Below are 14,158 nucleotides of genomic sequence, written 5' to 3'. Positions count from 1 at the left end.
TCCATGACCTATTGCGTCGCCCTGCGCCTGGCCGAGGGCCTGGTGTTCGCCTCCGACTCCCGCACCAACGCGGGGGTCGATCACATCGCTACCTTCAAGAAGCTGCACACCTTCGAGGTGCCGGGTGAACGCCTGCTGGTGCTGCAAAGCGCCGGCAACCTGGCCACCACCCAGAGCGTGGTGAGCCTGCTGCGCCAGCGCTGCACCCAGCCGGAGCTGAGCCTGCTCCATGCCGGCAGTCTCTATCAGGCGGCGGAGCTGGTGGGCGCCACGGTACGTGAGGTGATCGCCCGGGACGGCGGCCAGCAACAAAGCGGGGTCAACTACGGCTGCAACCTGCTGCTGGGCGGGCAGATCCAGGGCGAAGCGCCGCGCCTGTTTCACATCTACCCGGAAGGCAACTTCATCGAGGCCTCGGAAGACACCCCCTATTTTCAGATAGGCGAGAGCAAGTACGGCAAACCCATTTTGGATCGGGTGCTGACCTACCACTCCCCCCTGGACCTGGCACTGCAGTGCGCCCTCATCTCGCTCGACTCCACCCTGCGCAGCAACCTGTCGGTGGGCCTGCCGCTGGATGTGCTGTGCTACCGCAAGGACAGCCTGCAAGGCCAGCCCTGCCGCATCGGCGAGCAGGATCTCGCCTATGCCCAGCTGCGAAAGACCTGGTCCGAAGGGCTGGCCCGGCTCATCGGCCAGCTGCCGCCACCGCCGGACCATTGGCTGGGCAACGACTGAGCCAGCCAAAAACGGCGCCAGGGACTGGCACTGACCAGGATGGTAACATGACCCGACATGCCATTCTGGACGCGAGCAGGGTGGCGCTGTCTCACCGGGCGGCCACCGAGCGCCAACCCGGGGCCATAACTCTCCTGTCACACAGGCCGTTACAAGAGGAAGCAGCCCATGTCTGATCTCATCCAGCGGATCCAAGCCCTCAAGCTGATCCCCGTCATTGCCCTGCAGGATGCCGAGCTGGCGGTGCCCCTGGCCAAGGCCCTGGTGGACAACGGCCTACCGGCCGCTGAAGTCACCTTTCGCACCCCGGCGGCGGCCGAGGCCATCCGGCGGATGCGCGAGGCCTACCCGGATCTGCTGATCGGCGCCGGTACCGTACTGAACGCCAGCCAGGTGGATGCCGCTGTGGCGGCCGGGGCCGACTTTATCGTCAGCCCGGGCTTCAATCCCACCACGGTGCGCTACTGCCAGCAAAAGGCGATCCCCATCATCCCGGGCGTCAACAACCCCAGCCTGGTTGAGCAGGCCATGGAGCTGGGCCTGACCCAGCTCAAGTTCTTCCCGGCGGAGCAGTCCGGTGGCATCGGCATGCTCAAGGCCCTGGCCGCCGTCTACCCTGTGTCCTTCATGCCCACCGGCGGCATCACCCCCGCCAACCTGGCCGACTATCTGGCCCTGCCCTGCGTGATGGCCTGTGGCGGCACCTGGATGGTGCCGGGCCAGCTGATCGAGGCGCGGCAATGGGAAGCCTTGGGCCAGCTGATCCGCGACGCGGTCGCCCAGCTCTGAGGCGGTTGACCCCATAGAGCAATAAAAAAGCCCCCGTCGAGACGGGGGCTTTTATTTGGTCTAGCAGTAAGCCAGTGGGCTTACTTGCCAGCCAGGATCTGCAGATCGCGCTCGGCCACCTTGGCCGGAACCGGGATGTAGCCATCCTTCTCGGCGATGTTCTGACCGGACTTGGACAGCACCAGCTTGACGAACTCCAGCACCATGGGATCCAGCGGCTTGTTGGGGTGCTTGTTCACGTAGATGTACAGGTAACGTGACAGCGGGTAGGCCCCCTTCAGCGCGTTCTCTTCGGTGGCTTCCACGTAGTCGGTGCCGGACTTGGACAGCGGCAGGGCACGCACGCCAGAGGTCTTGTAGCCGATGCCTGAGTAGCCGATGCCGTTCAGGGAGGCGGACACGGACTGCACCACGGAGGCGGAACCCGGTTGCTCGTTGACGGTGCTCTTGAAGTCACCCTTACACAGGGCGTGCTCCTTGAAGTAGCCGTAGGTGCCGGACACAGAGTTACGACCAAACAGCTGGATATCACGGTTGGCCCATTCGCCATCCAGACCCACGTCGCTCCACTTGGTGGCGGCCTTGGTGCTGCCGCACTTCAATGTGGAGGAGAAGATCTCGTCCAGTTGCTGCATGGACAGGCCCTTGATGGGGTTGTCCTTGTGCACGAACACCGCCAGGGCATCCACGGCCACCGGGATGGCGGTGGGCTTGTAACCGTAGCGCTTCTCGAAGGCTTCGACTTCACCGTCCTTCATCTTGCGGCTCATGGGGCCGATCTGGGCGGTGCCTTCGGTCAGGGCGGGCGGAGCAGTGGAAGAACCGGCAGCCTGGATCTGGATGTTGACGTTCGGGTAAACGCGCTTAAATTCCTCGGCCCACAGGGTCATCATGTTGGCCAGGGTGTCGGAACCCACGGAAGAGAGGTTACCTGAGATGCCGCTAACCTTCTGGTACTCGGGCAGGGCGCTGTCCACGGTGGCAAAGGCCTGGGCAGATACGATGGCAGCGGCAAAGCCGACGACGCTAACCAGTTTGTTGAGTTTCATCCACTTTCTCCAATTAAAGGGGAAGTCCTTGTTGTTGACGGGGCCAGTATCACCCGTCTCCGTGAAAGATTTACTAAAACTAGATGACATTTGTATGACAGCGCAAGCCGGGCAACCTGGGTACTGTCATAAAAAAATCAAGCGCCATCAGGCGCTTGATTCAGATGAGGGGACTCACGCGTTGGCGCTGGCCTTGACCACCAGCCGGGCGGGTATGACAAAACTGAAACAACTGCCCTCCCCCAGCTGACTCTGAATTTCCAGCTGGCTGTCATGGTGGCTCAAGGCGTGCTTGACGATGGCCAGCCCCAGCCCAGAGCCACCGGTCTGACGGGAACGGGCCCTGTCCACCCGGTAGAAGCGCTCGGTCAGCCGACCGAGGTGCTCGGGGGCTATGCCCTCCCCGCGATCGTAGACCGCAAAGCGGGCCTGCCCACCTTGGCGCGACCAGACCACCCGGATCTGCTTGCCTGCGGGCGTGTACTTGATGGCGTTGTTCACCAGGTTGGTGACGGCGCTGCGCAGCTGATCCTCGTCGCCGTAGATCAGCAGCTGCCCATCCAGCTCGAAGGAGAGCTCATGGCTGCCGCCGCTGACGGTGCGGCACTCCTGTTCCACCATCAGCAGCAGCTTGGGCATGTCCACCACCTTCTGCAGGTTGGTCTCCGGCGCCGCCTCGATGCGGGAGAGCACCAGCAGCTGGTTCACCAGGTTGTCCATGCGCAGGGTCTGCTCCAGCATCACCTTCTGGGCCTTGCCCCAGTGGGCCGGATCCGGCACCTCTTCCATCATCTCCAGGTAGCCCTTCAGCACGGTCAAGGGGGTACGCAGCTCGTGAGAGACGTTGGCCACGAAGTTTTTGCGCATGGCCTCCATGCTCTTGAGATGGGTCACATCCCGCACCACCAGCAGGGTCTGATCCTCCGTGTAGGGCATGATGCGAAACTCCAGCACCTTCTGCTCGTTGATGGGCGAGCTCATCTCCAGCGGCTCGTCAAACTGCAGCTTACGCAGGTAGGCGATGAACTGGGGCGTGCGGATCAGGTTGCTGATGTTCTGCCCGGCATCCTCGGGCCAGCGAAAGCCCAGCAGCTGGCCGGCCAGCTTGTTACACCAGATGATGCTGCCGTCGGTGCGGCACACCACGGCGGCGTCCGGCAGGGCCTCGGCCCCCTCGCGGAAACGCCGGATGAGCCCGGCCAGCTCCCGACGCCGGGCGCGGTGCCGTTGCTGCAGACGATAGATGCCGTTGAAAATGTATTCCCAGGTGCCGGAGCCCTGAGGGGGGATCAGGCTGCGGTCGACCCACAGCCAGTGAAACAGACGACGCTGCTGCCAGTAGTGCCACATCAGGTGCAGCACCGCCGCCACCAACAGGCTCAGCGGCCAGTGGTTCAGCAGCAACCCGAGGACCAGGAAGGGCAGGTAGTAACCCAGCGCCTTCTTGACAACCCGTCCCCAGGAGTAGGGTTCAAACATGCTGTTCCTCAGACGCGGGTGGAGAAACGGTAACCGGTGCCACGCACCGTCTGGATCAAGGCATCGTGGCCGAAGTCGGACACCGCCTTGCGCAGGCGCCGAATGTGCACGTCCACGGTTCTGTCTTCCACGTAGACGTTGGTGCCCCAGACATTATTTAGCAATTGCTCGCGACTGTATACCCGCTCCGGGTGGGTCATAAAGAAATGCAGCAGCCGGAATTCCGTGGGCCCCATCTCCAGCACCTGCTCGTTGGCGGTGACACGGTGGGAGACCGGATCCAGCTTGAGCCCCTGCACCTCGATGATCTCCTCTGTGCTGGTGGGCACGGCGCGGCGGATCACCGCCTTCAGGCGGGCCGTCAGCTCCTTGGGGGAGAAGGGCTTGGTGATGTAGTCATCGGCACCGGCATCCAGCCCGCGCACCTTGTCCTCTTCCTCGCCCCGGGCGGTGAGCATCACCACCGGTATCTGACGGGTGACCTCGTCCAGCTTGAGCTGCTTGATAAACTGGATACCGCTGCCACCGGGCAGCATCCAATCCAGCAGGATCAGATCCGGAAACGGCTCCTTGAGGGCAGCCAGACCCTGTTGATAGTCCTCCGCCTCCATGGGCTCGAATCCCTTCTGCTCCAGCACGAAGCACAGCATCTCCCGGATCGGGGCCTCATCTTCAACGATCAGTACTTTCTTTGACATGTTATACGCCCTGGATTGCCTTTCCTTGTTTTGCCAGCCGCATTATTAGAACTTTTTGTGACACTTTTATGATAACGACAAGACAATCAGGTTTCAGCAGCCATTAGCCCAGGGCCATCGCCAGGCTCGCCGGCTTGGACGGACACTCCATCAGCAGTTCCTGCAGCCCGGTCTGGGGGTCTTTTTGCTCCCCGCAGCTGGTGAAGCCGTGATGCCGGTAGAAGGTGATGATGTCGCTGTTGCGGGTGCAGATCCGCAGCCACAGGTAGGGATGACAGGATTTGAGTTGATAGAGCAGAGCGGCGCCCAGGCCACTGCCCTGGTACTCCGGATGGACATAGAGGGCCAGCAGCTCGTCGGCCTGCAGGGCGGCAAACCCCTTGATCTGGCCGGCCTGCTCCAGCACCCAGATCTCGCTGCCGGCCATGAAGCGATCCCGCATGGCCTCCTGATGGGGCCACCAGAGGGCGGCCGGCAACTCGTCATAGGCGTGCAACGAGGCCTGCAGCCAGATCTCCAGCAGCACAGGCATATCCTCTTGGCGATGCGGACGGATCACCATGGCAGGCCCTCCCCCATAACTCATTCAAGTGTAAATTTGCCCGCAAACGGACCGCCTGTTTTTGCCCTGGCCCCTGTGAGCCAGCTCCGCTTTTTCTGTCCGGAATGCCGGGAGGATCACAAAGCTGATAGAATGGCGCGATTTCAACGAAAGCCGAGGCCGTCATGTGGTTTAAAAACCTGCAGATTTATCGTTTCACCCGCCCCTTCGAACTCACCGCCGAGGCATTGGAGCCCCTGCTCAAGAGCCTGTTGTTCGTGCCCTGCGGCAGCCAGGAGATGAGCAAGTTCGGCTTCGTCAGCCCCTTCGGCCGGGAGTCGGATCTGCTGGTGCATGAGGCCCAGGGTCAGCTGCTGCTGTGTGCCAAGCGCGAAGACAAGCTGCTGCCCGGCCCCGTGGTCAAGGACGCCCTGCAGGAGCGCATCGACCAGATGGAGGCCGATCAGGGCCGCGCCCTGAAGAAGAAGGAAAAGGAGTCCCTCAAGGACGAGGTGTTGATGCAGCTGCTGCCCCGGGCCTTCACCCGCACCAGCCAGACCTTTTTGTGGCTCAATGCCCAGGACAACTACCTGGTGGTGGATGCCGGCTCCGCCAAGAAGGCCGACGACGTGCTGAGCCTGCTGCGCAAGGCCATCGGCTCCCTGCCGGTGGTGCCCCTCTCCCTGACCGACCCCGCCGAGATCACCATGACCGAATGGCTGAACGCCGGTGCCGCCCCCGGCAGCTTCGTGCTGGAGGACGAAGCCGAGCTGCGCTCCGCCCTGGAGCACGGCGGCATCATCCGCTGCAAGCAGCAGGATCTCACCACGGAAGAGATCAAGGTGCACCTGCTGGCGGACAAGCTGGTCACCAAGCTGGCCCTCAACTGGGCCGAGACGGTGAGCTTCGTGCTGGGGGATGATCTGGGCATCAAGCGCCTCAAGTTCTCCGAAGAGCTGCGGGAGCAAAACGATGACGTGGTCTCCGAAGACAAGTCGGCACGGCTGGATGCCGACTTCAGCCTGATGACAGGCGAATTGGGCCGTTTCATCCCCGAGCTGATTGCCGCCCTGGGTGGTGAAAAGGCCGAGTAAAGCCAGGTCGTCGCGTGCTTAACCTCATGGGCCGGCCTTTGTGCCGGCCTTGTTATTGGCCCGCCGCACACCTTGACGTACAATCCCCTCCCCGGCTTCATCAGGTGAAGCCGTCCTGACCTGTGATCAGACCCAAGAGAGACAATATGTTCAGACCCGAGTTGCTTTCTCCGGCGGGAACGCTGAAGAACATGCGCTATGCGTTCGCCTATGGCGCCGATGCCGTCTATGCCGGCCAACCCCGTTACAGCCTGCGGGTGCGTAACAACGAATTCGACCACGAGCACCTGCAGCTGGGCATCGACGAGGCCCATGCATTGGGCAAGAAGCTGTACGTGGTGGCCAACATCCAGCCCCACAACTCCAAGCTCAAGACCTTCGTGCGCGACATGCGCCCCGTGGTGGACATGGGCCCAGACGCCCTCATCATGTCCGATCCCGGCCTCATCATGCTGGTGCGGGAGCACTTCCCCCACATGCCGGTTCATCTGTCGGTGCAGGCCAATGCGGTCAACTGGGCCACGGTGAAGTTCTGGGAGCAGATGGGCCTGGAGCGGGTCATCCTCTCCCGGGAGCTCTCCTTGGATGAGATCGAAGAGATCCGCCAGCAGTGCCCCGGCATCGAGCTGGAGGTGTTTGTCCACGGCGCCCTGTGCATGGCCTACTCAGGCCGCTGCCTGCTCTCCGGCTACATCAACAAGCGCGACCCCAATCAGGGCACCTGTACCAACGCCTGTCGTTGGGAGTACAAGGTGCACGAGGGCAAGGAAGACGACGTCGGCCAAATCGTCCACAAGCAGGAGCCGATCCCGGTGCAGGTGCAACCCACCCTGGGGTTGGGCCAACCCACGGATCAGCTGGTGCTGCTGGAGGAGAAGAACCGCCCCGGCAAGTTCATGACCGCCTTCGAGGACGAGCACGGCACCTACATCATGAACTCCCGGGATCTGCGGGCCATCGAGCACGTGGAGCGCCTCACCAAACTGGGGGTGCATTCGCTGAAGATCGAGGGGCGCACCAAGTCCTTCTACTACTGCGCCCGCACCGCCCAGGTCTATCGCCAGGCCATCGACGATGCGGTGGCCAGCCGGCCCTTCAACCGGGATCTGATGAAGACCCTGGAGAACCTGGCCCACCGGGGTTACACCGAGGGCTTCCTGCGCCGCCACGCCCACAGCGACTACCAGACCTACGACTACGGCTACTCCGTCTCCGACAGCCAGCAGTTTGTCGGCGAGATCACCGGCCGCCGCGCCGATGGCCTGGTGGAGGTGGCGGTGAAGAACAAGTTCCTGCTGGGCAACCGCCTGGAGCTGATGACCCCCCAAGGCAATCTCACCTTCGATCTCAGCCAGCTGGAAAACCGCAAGGGCGAACAGATCGAAGTGGCCCCCGGTGACGGTCACACCGTCTACCTGCCGGTCCCCCAGGAGGTGGATGTGAACTTCGGCATCTTGCTGCGCAACCTGGACGGCGACGCCAATACCCGTCAGCCCCACCAGAAGGCCGGCTGACGATGGCGCTGCTCATCACCGACAAATGCATCAACTGCGACATGTGTGAGCCTGAGTGCCCCAATCAGGCCATCACCATGGGGGCCAAGGTCTACGAGATAGACCCGGCCCGCTGCACCGAGTGCGTCGGCTTCTACGAACACCAGACCTGCATCGCCGTCTGTCCCATCGACTGCATCATCTGGGACCCCCAGCATCCAGAAAGCCAGGAGGCATTGTGGGAAAAATTTGTTACGCTGCATTCCTAGCCTGCAGCCTAAGGAGCAAGTAATGGAAAAAGTCACCATCTACGGCAAGCCCATGTGTCCCTACTGCGACATGGCCGTCTCTGTCTGCCGCCAGAAGGGCTTCGAGTTCGAGTACATCGATATCTATGCCAAGCAGATGAGCATCGCCGATCTGCACGACATCGTCGGCAAGCCGGTGCGCACCGTGCCGCAGATCTTCGTCGGCGACCAGCATATCGGTGGCTATACCGACTTTGCCGCCTGGCTGAGCGAACAGGGACAAGCCTGAGATCAAGGTTTACCCTGCCCCGCCAGGCTATGCTCACAGGCTCCTCTTCATGGAGCCTTTTTTATGTCCCAACAGATCCTGATCGTGGCCAGCGGCGCCCCTTATGGCAGCGAGGCCCTGTTTAACGCCCTACGCCTGGCCATCGCCCTCAAGGAGCAGGATGCCAATCTTGCGCTGCGCCTGTTCCTGCTCTCCGATGCGGTGACCGCCGCCCTGCCAGGCCAGAAGCCGGCCGAGGGCTATCACCTGCGCCAGATGCTGGATATCCTCACCGCCCAGGACGTGCCGGTGAAGCTGTGCAAGACCTGTAGCGATGCCCGTGGCATCAGCAGCCTGCCGCTGCTCGAAGGGGTCGAGATTGGCACCCTGGTGGATCTGGCCCAATGGAGCCTGGTGGCGGACAAGGTGCTCACTTTCTAGCCGGCGAGGACCACATAATCATTGTCAGGGCGGCGGCCACTCCGTATAATGCGCCCCGCCCATAAAACCCGTTCTTTAACATCTGGTGAGTCAATTTATGCATCCCATGCTGAACATTGCTGTGCGCGCGGCGCGCAACGCAGGACAAGTCATTGCCAAGAACTTTGGCGATCACGCCAACGTCCAGACGGCTGAAAAGGCCAAAAACGACCTGGTTACCAACGTGGACCGCGAAGCCGAACAGGCCATCGTCTCCACCCTGCTCAAGGCCTATCCCGACCACAGCATCATCGGCGAAGAATTCGGTGTTCAAGGCAATGCCGACTCCGAATATCAATGGATCATTGACCCGCTGGATGGCACCACCAACTTCGTCAAGGGTATCCCCCACATCGCCGTCTCCATCGCCCTGCGCGTCAAGGGCCGCACCGAAGTGGGTGTGGTATTCGACCCGTTGCGCAACGAGCTGTTCACCGCCAGCCGGGGTAACGGCGCCCAGCTGAACGGCTACCGCATCCGCGTCGGCCAATCCAAGAGCCTGGACGGCACTGTGCTGGCTACCTCTTTCCCCCACCGCCACCGTCACTACCTGGACGCCTACAAGAAGATGTTTGATGGCATCTTCACCGAGTGCGCCGATATCCGCCGTGCCGGTACCGCCAGCCTGGATCTGGCCTACGTGGCCGCCGGCCGTGTCGACGGTTACTGGGAAATGTGCCTCAAGCCCTGGGATCTGGCCGCCGGTGAGCTGATCGCCCGGGAAGCCGGTGCCCTGGCCACCGACTTCGTCGGCGGGCACAACTTCTACACCAGCGGCAACATCGTCTGCGGCAACCCGCGGGTGGTGAAGTGCCTGCTGGCCAAGATCCGCGAGGATCTTCCTGAGTCCCTGGCCAAGTAAGCCAAAGGGACACAGCGCCAAGCAGAGAGGCCACCCCAGGGTGGCCTCTTTTATTTCAAAGAGATATTAAATAGTCTCTTTATATATTTAATTTGCCTTATCACTTGAGGCAGACTGGCTGCTCATCCCCGTGAGGACTTACGCCATGAATCATCTCCCCCTGCTGCTGGTCCCAGGCTATCAGGACAGTGGTCCGGACCACTGGCAAACCCGTTGGCATGCCACCCACCCCCAGTGGCGGCGGGTACGGGATCAGGATTGGCAGACGCCGGATCTGGCCCAGTGGACCCAGGTACTCTGCCGGCATCTGGCCGACAGCCCCACGCCGCTACATCTGGTGGCCCACTCCTTTGGCTGTCTGGCGAGTCTCAGTGCCGCCAGTACTCACCCGGAGAAAATCGCCAGCCTGTTTCTGGTGGCGCCACCGGATCCCGCCCATTTTGCCATTCCGGACGAAGCCCTGCCGCCACCCACCTGCCCCACCAGCCTATTGCTGTCCGATAACGATCCCTGGCTCGCCGCCGACCGGGCAGCGCTGCTGGCGCGCCGCTGGCAGCTGACCCCGCAGCACCTGGGTAGCCAGGGTCACGTCAATGCGGACTCCGGCCACGGTCACTGGCCGGATGGCCTGGCGCGGCTGGCGGCGCATCTGCGCGGCCTGTAATCCGAAGTCGGTAAAGGACGGACAAAAAAAAGCCCATCCAGAGGATGGGCTTTTTTCATGCGGGGAAATTACTCCTCGCTGGGGGCCTCGACGACCGGTTGCGCTTCTTCTACGACCGGGGCGGCAGCTTGGGGATTTTCGTCCCGCACCGCTTCCTTGATGGACAGGCGGACACGGCCCTGGCGATCCACTTCCAGCACCTTGGCACGCACCACGTCACCCATCTTGAGGTAGTCGTTCACGTCCTTCACTCGCTCTTCAGTGATCTGGGAGATGTGCACCAGACCATCTTTACCGGGCAGGATGTTGACGAAGGCACCGAAGTCGGCCAGGCGAACCACCTTGCCTTCGTAGATGCGACCCACTTCCACCTCGGCGGTCAGGGCTTCGATGCGACGGATGGCTTCCTTGGCAGCGTCGCCGTCCACGGCGGCGATCTTCACGGTACCGTCATCGTCCAGCTCGATGGTGGTGCCGGTTTCTTCGGTCAGGGCACGGATCACGGAACCGCCCTTGCCGATCACATCCTTGATCTTCTCAGGGTTGATCTTGATGGTGTGAATACGCGGCGCATAGTCGGAGATCTCGGCACGAGACTGGGGCATGGCTTCGTCCATCACCTTCAGGATGTGCAGACGGGCGTCGCGGGCCTGCTTGAGGGCCACTTCCATGATTTCCTTGGTGATGCCTTCGATCTTGATGTCCATCTGCAGGGCGGTCACGCCCTCGGTGGTCCCGGCCACCTTGAAGTCCATGTCGCCCAGGTGGTCTTCGTCACCCAGGATGTCGGACAGCACGACAAACTCGTCGCCTTCCTTCACCAGACCCATGGCGATACCGGCCACGGAGGCCTTGATGGGCACACCGGCATCCATCAGCGCCAGGGAGGAGCCGCAGACGGAGGCCATGGAGGAGGAGCCGTTTGACTCGGTAATCTCGGACACCACACGTACCGTGTAGGGGAACACGTCCTGGCTCGGCATCACGGCGGCGATACCACGCTTGGCCAGACGACCGTGGCCGATCTCGCGGCGCTTGGGTGACCCCACCATGCCGGTTTCACCGACGCAGTAGGGCGGGAAGTTGTAGTGCAGCATGAAGCGGTCGACGCGCTCACCGGCCAGCTCGTCGATGATCTGGGCGGAGCGTTCGGTGGCCAGGGTGGCAGTCACCAGGGCCTGGGTTTCACCCCGGGTGAACAGGGCGGAGCCGTGCACCCGCGGCAGCAGACCGGTCCCCACGGACAGGGCACGGATCATCTGGGGATTACGGCCGTCGATCCGCGGTTCGCCACGCAGCACGCGGCCACGGACGATCTCGCTCTCCAGGGTATGGAACAGCTCACCGGCCAGCTTGGCATCGACTGTCTCATCTGCAGCCACCAGTTGATCGATCACCTTCTGCTTGATGGCGCCGATGGTTTCGTAACGCACGGCCTTCTCGGTGATGCGGTAGGCTTCACCCAGCTCGGCGGTGGCCAGCTCGGCAATCTTGGCCTTCAGATCGGTGTTGACGGCGGGGGCCACCCAGTTCCAGGGCTTGGCACCGGCCTCGGCGGCGAATTCATTGATGGCCTTGATGGCGGTCTGCATCTGGTCGTGGCCATAGACCACAGCACCCAGCATGACGTCTTCCGGCAGGATTTGCGCCTCGGACTCCACCATCAGCACGGCGGATTCGGTACCGGCCACCACCAGATCCAGCTGGCTGTCCTTGATCTCATCCGCGGTGGGGTTCAGCAGGTATTGACCGTTGGCATAACCCACACGGGCGGCACCGATGGGGCCGTTGAACGGGATGCCGGAGACGGCCAGGGCCGCAGAGGTACCCAGCATGGCAACGATATCCGTCGGCACCTTGGGGTTGGAGGAGACCACGGTGGCAATCACCTGCACCTCGTTGAGGAAACCTTCCGGGAACAGGGGACGGATCGGGCGGTCAATCAGACGGGCGATCAGGGTTTCGCCTTCACTGGGGCGGCCTTCACGCTTGAAAAAACCTCCCGGAATGCGACCAGCCGCGTAGGTACGCTCCTGATAGTTCACGGTCAGCGGGAAGAAATCCCGGCCCGGAGTCGCTTCTTTTCTGCCGACTACCGCAACGAAAACGGCGGTGTCATCCATGCTCGCCATGACGGCGCCAGAGGCCTGACGGGCCATAACCCCGGTTTCCAGGGTGACGGTGTGTTGACCGTATTGGAAGGTTTTTACAATAGGATTCACTTGAATTTCCTTTGTCTGTGTTTGGTCGCTTAATTTAGCGCACCAGTATAGCCTAACGCCGGCAAAAGGTAAGAGCGTCAAGCAGTAAGAGTTTGCGCCCGCACACAGTCGCGGCCATCGGCAGCAAACGAAAAAAAGGAGGCCAAAGCCTCCTTTTTGCGAATAGCAGCTTGTGCTTGTCGTCGATTAACGACGCAGACCCAGCTTCTGGATCAGGGAAACGTAACGCGCTTCGTCCTTACGCTTCAGGTAGTCCAGCAGCTTGCGACGCTGGGAAACCATGCGCAGCAGACCACGACGACCGTGGTGATCCTTGCTGTGCTCGGCGAAGTGACCTTGCAGATGGTTGATCTGGGCGGTCAGCAGGGCAACCTGAACTTCCGGTGAACCGGTGTCGTTGGCGCCACGAGCGTGTTCAGCAACGATTTGTGCTTTGGTTTCGGCGTTTAGTGACATAGTCATTCTCCAATTCATTCAAACTTACTAAGTGATTTTGGCCGATCACTAATTCAGCCAAAAAGGGCAGCGGATTCTCCCACACTCCCCGGACCAAGGCAAGCCATTCAGGCCTGCTCTTCTTCCTCATCGTCGCCGGCGATACGCACCAGCCGGCGGGGAGCCACCTTGCCATCGTCGTCGATCTCGCCGACCCCGATGAACTCGCGTTCCTCACCCACCGTCATGCGCACGAACCCCTCGAGGGGCACGCCAGGCACCTGTACCGCCTGGCCCTGATTGACATAGCTGGCCACGATGGCCGACATGTTCACCTCGGGCAGCGCCGCCACCGCGGTGTCCATGGGCAGCAACAGGGGATCCAGTTGCTCCCGCGGCGGACTGCCGGCCTGCTTACAGCGGGAGAAGATGGTCTCCAGCTGCTCCAGGGTCAGCATGCGATCCGCCGGATAGCCGGCGACCTGGCTGCGATGCAGGGCGGTCACATGGGCACCACAGCCCAGCAGCTCGCCCAGATCGTCGATCAGGGTGCGAATGTAGGTGCCCTTGGAGCAGTGCACATCCAGGCTCAGCTGATCACCGCTGAAGTGGAGCAGCGTCAGATCATAGATGGTGATGGGGCGCGCCTCGCGTTCCACCTCGATCCCTTCCCGCGCATACTCGTACAGCGGTCGGCCATTGTGCTTGAGGGCGGAATACATGGAGGGCACCTGCATGGTTTCCCCCATGAAACGCGGCAACACGGCGGCGAGCTGCTCGGCGGTCACCGCCACCGGACGGCGACTGATCACCTCGCCCTCGGCGTCGCTGGTATCGGTCCGCACCCCCAGCTGGGCAGTCACCTGGTAGCGCTTGTCCGCATCCAGCAGGAACTGGGAAAACTTGGTGGCCTCCCCCAGGCAGATGGGCAACATGCCGGTGGCCAGGGGATCCAAGGCACCGGTATGACCCGCCTTGGCGGCGTTATAGATACGCTTGACCTGCTGCAGGGCATCGTTGGAGCTGATGCCGCTGGGCTTGTTCAACAGCAGTATGCCGTGCACATCACGGCCCTTGAAACGACGTCGTCGAGACATC

16 protein-coding genes are annotated in these 14,158 nt (G+C 62.0%); 9 read left to right on the top strand and 7 right to left on the bottom strand.

The features are described 5' to 3' along the window. The first annotated feature begins 3 nt into the window (after positions 1–3). Together ABHF91_RS06940 and ABHF91_RS06935 are read left to right on the top strand one after the other, a co-directional pair. Complete coding sequence (locus ABHF91_RS06940) at positions 4–738, top strand: peptidase (protein ID WP_409422725.1); 735 nt, start codon at positions 4–6, stop codon at positions 736–738. A gap of 168 nt (positions 739–906) precedes the next feature. Continuing rightward, positions 907–1,527: a bifunctional 4-hydroxy-2-oxoglutarate aldolase/2-dehydro-3-deoxy-phosphogluconate aldolase gene (locus tag ABHF91_RS06935; protein WP_409422724.1), complete on the top strand. Its 621-nt coding sequence runs from the start codon at positions 907–909 to the stop codon at positions 1,525–1,527. 80 nt (positions 1,528–1,607) lie between these two features. On the opposite strand, the gene ABHF91_RS06930 is transcribed toward ABHF91_RS06935, so the two are convergent. The 4 genes from ABHF91_RS06930 to ABHF91_RS06915 all read right to left on the bottom strand — a co-directional run bounded on the left by ABHF91_RS06930 (position 1,608) and on the right by ABHF91_RS06915 (position 5,315). Then, the gene (locus ABHF91_RS06930; protein WP_409422723.1) at positions 1,608–2,576 is read right to left on the bottom strand and encodes a PstS family phosphate ABC transporter substrate-binding protein; all 969 of its coding nucleotides are present in this window, start codon (positions 2,574–2,576) and stop codon (positions 1,608–1,610) included. A 174-nt stretch (positions 2,577–2,750) separates the two neighbouring features. Beyond that, a complete protein-coding gene (gene phoR, locus ABHF91_RS06925; protein ID WP_409422722.1) occupies positions 2,751–4,055 on the bottom strand; it encodes a phosphate regulon sensor histidine kinase PhoR in 1,305 nt (434 codons plus the stop codon). 8 nt (positions 4,056–4,063) lie between these two features. After that, complete coding sequence (phoB, locus tag ABHF91_RS06920; RefSeq protein ID WP_409422721.1) at positions 4,064–4,753, bottom strand: phosphate regulon transcriptional regulator PhoB; 690 nt, start codon at positions 4,751–4,753, stop codon at positions 4,064–4,066. Between the two features lie 103 nt (positions 4,754–4,856). Continuing rightward, positions 4,857–5,315, bottom strand: a complete 459-nt coding sequence (locus ABHF91_RS06915; protein WP_409422720.1) for a GNAT family N-acetyltransferase — start codon at positions 5,313–5,315, stop codon at positions 4,857–4,859. Between the two features lie 164 nt (positions 5,316–5,479). Here ABHF91_RS06915 and rdgC point away from each other — a divergent pair, with 164 nt between their 5' ends. The 7 genes from rdgC to ABHF91_RS06880 all read left to right on the top strand — a co-directional run bounded on the left by rdgC (position 5,480) and on the right by ABHF91_RS06880 (position 10,403). Beyond that, positions 5,480–6,388 carry a recombination-associated protein RdgC gene (gene rdgC, locus ABHF91_RS06910; protein ID WP_409422719.1) on the top strand — a complete coding sequence of 303 codons (909 nt, stop codon included), beginning with the start codon at positions 5,480–5,482 and terminating at the stop codon, positions 6,386–6,388. A gap of 146 nt (positions 6,389–6,534) precedes the next feature. After that, the gene (gene yegQ, locus ABHF91_RS06905; RefSeq protein ID WP_409422718.1) at positions 6,535–7,902 is read left to right on the top strand and encodes a tRNA 5-hydroxyuridine modification protein YegQ; all 1,368 of its coding nucleotides are present in this window, start codon (positions 6,535–6,537) and stop codon (positions 7,900–7,902) included. A gap of 2 nt (positions 7,903–7,904) precedes the next feature. Beyond that, complete coding sequence (locus ABHF91_RS06900) at positions 7,905–8,150, top strand: YfhL family 4Fe-4S dicluster ferredoxin (protein WP_409422717.1); 246 nt, start codon at positions 7,905–7,907, stop codon at positions 8,148–8,150. A gap of 22 nt (positions 8,151–8,172) precedes the next feature. Next, positions 8,173–8,418 (top strand): GrxA family glutaredoxin, encoded by a 246-nt coding sequence (locus ABHF91_RS06895; protein WP_409422716.1) that lies wholly within the window; start codon positions 8,173–8,175, stop codon positions 8,416–8,418. Between the two features lie 63 nt (positions 8,419–8,481). After that, positions 8,482–8,838, top strand: coding sequence for a DsrE/DsrF/TusD sulfur relay family protein (locus ABHF91_RS06890; protein WP_409422715.1), 357 nt, complete (start codon positions 8,482–8,484; stop codon positions 8,836–8,838). A 97-nt stretch (positions 8,839–8,935) separates the two neighbouring features. Beyond that, entirely contained in the window at positions 8,936–9,739 is an 804-nt protein-coding gene (suhB, locus tag ABHF91_RS06885) for an inositol-1-monophosphatase (protein WP_409422714.1), read from the top strand. A gap of 145 nt (positions 9,740–9,884) precedes the next feature. Beyond that, positions 9,885–10,403, top strand: coding sequence for an RBBP9/YdeN family alpha/beta hydrolase (locus tag ABHF91_RS06880; RefSeq protein ID WP_409422713.1), 519 nt, complete (start codon positions 9,885–9,887; stop codon positions 10,401–10,403). A 68-nt stretch (positions 10,404–10,471) separates the two neighbouring features. Here ABHF91_RS06880 and pnp read toward each other — a convergent pair whose 3' ends face one another. The 3 genes from pnp to truB form a co-directional block, all read right to left on the bottom strand. Continuing rightward, positions 10,472–12,625, bottom strand: a complete 2,154-nt coding sequence (gene pnp, locus ABHF91_RS06875; RefSeq protein ID WP_409422712.1) for a polyribonucleotide nucleotidyltransferase — start codon at positions 12,623–12,625, stop codon at positions 10,472–10,474. Positions 12,626–12,811: 186 nt separating this feature from the next. After that, a complete protein-coding gene (gene rpsO / locus ABHF91_RS06870; protein WP_409422711.1) occupies positions 12,812–13,081 on the bottom strand; it encodes a 30S ribosomal protein S15 in 270 nt (89 codons plus the stop codon). Between the two features lie 107 nt (positions 13,082–13,188). After that, a complete protein-coding gene (truB, locus tag ABHF91_RS06865; RefSeq protein WP_409422710.1) occupies positions 13,189–14,157 on the bottom strand; it encodes a tRNA pseudouridine(55) synthase TruB in 969 nt (322 codons plus the stop codon). Between the last annotated feature and the right edge of the window lies 1 nt (position 14,158).

This window comes from Pseudaeromonas aegiceratis (genome assembly GCF_046254905.1).
Lineage (GTDB): Bacteria > Pseudomonadota > Gammaproteobacteria > Enterobacterales > Aeromonadaceae > Pseudaeromonas > Pseudaeromonas aegiceratis.
Note: the sequence above shows the minus strand (reverse complement) of the source record. Positions and strands in the feature narration are given on the sequence as shown.